The organism is Neobacillus sp. NRS-1170 (assembly GCF_050468025.1).
This window is the reverse complement of the sequence record NZ_JBITPF010000105.1, coordinates 1-852: the sequence shown is the minus strand read 5'-3', so window position 1 is coordinate 852 and position 852 is coordinate 1. Positions and strand designations below refer to the sequence as shown.

At 39.6% G+C, this 852-nt stretch carries 1 protein-coding gene; it reads left to right on the top strand.

Features of this window, described 5'->3' with window-relative positions; genetic code table 11:
• Positions 1 to 796 (top strand): hypothetical protein (locus ACIFOT_RS31715; protein ID WP_430072820.1); only part of this gene is annotated, 796 nt, incomplete at its 5' end.
• Between the last annotated feature and the right edge of the window lie 56 nt (positions 797 to 852).

Here is an 852-nt window from a genome sequence, read left to right as displayed (position 1 = left end):
TGAACGGAGGAGTTTGGCTTTGAAGAAGCATCATCAAGACATACGGGATCTCATTTATGTCCATTTAAATCAAACAGACCAGTATGTAATGTCCTACGGTATTGAATTCGATGAATTTACGGCTGCTTTTTCAGGTTCATTAAACCATTTGCTGCTACTAGCGCACCGTTTTGATGATGCTGATTTTAATATGCACACACTGCTCGAATATTGTCCGGAAGATAGAATTAACAAATTGGCAGCTGAAGATGTCTATAGTTACGGAAATTTTTGCTGGATTGATTTTATTGAGGAAGATGGACTGAATGAGCTAACAGGGCAGGAAATGGCCGAACTTTTATATTTAGGACACCATAAGCAGCATTTAAAATTGCCCTTTTATAATAAACTGGGTAACCGTTTTGTTTATTTGGCGCAGGATGACGGCTGGTATAACAAAATCTATTACCGCAGCTTTAAGGACTTTTTTCATTTATTAAGCGTCGCCCTGTCGGCAAAGCTCGGGGAGCTTAAACCGGAAAAATCCCTTCTTGGTCTTAGAAAAAAACGGACGTATCCTCCGGTGGCGAAAGAAATCCTCCTTTCGTTAACGCCCTTCATAAAAGAAGGAATTTGTATATCGTTGAGGGATGCAGACCATCAGCGCACGAAGATTGAAATTCCAATCTGGGTCATCGGTGATTTTGCCAATATGGATGATATGTATGAGGAATATCAGGACATCTCGAATAAGCCATTCCATGCCAAACTCATCTTTGACAAAAAAACGAAGGAATGGAAGCTGAATGTCGTTTAAAAAATAGTTAGATAGCCTATTGTTAAATTTTTTACGCTGTTGATTGGAGCGGAAGG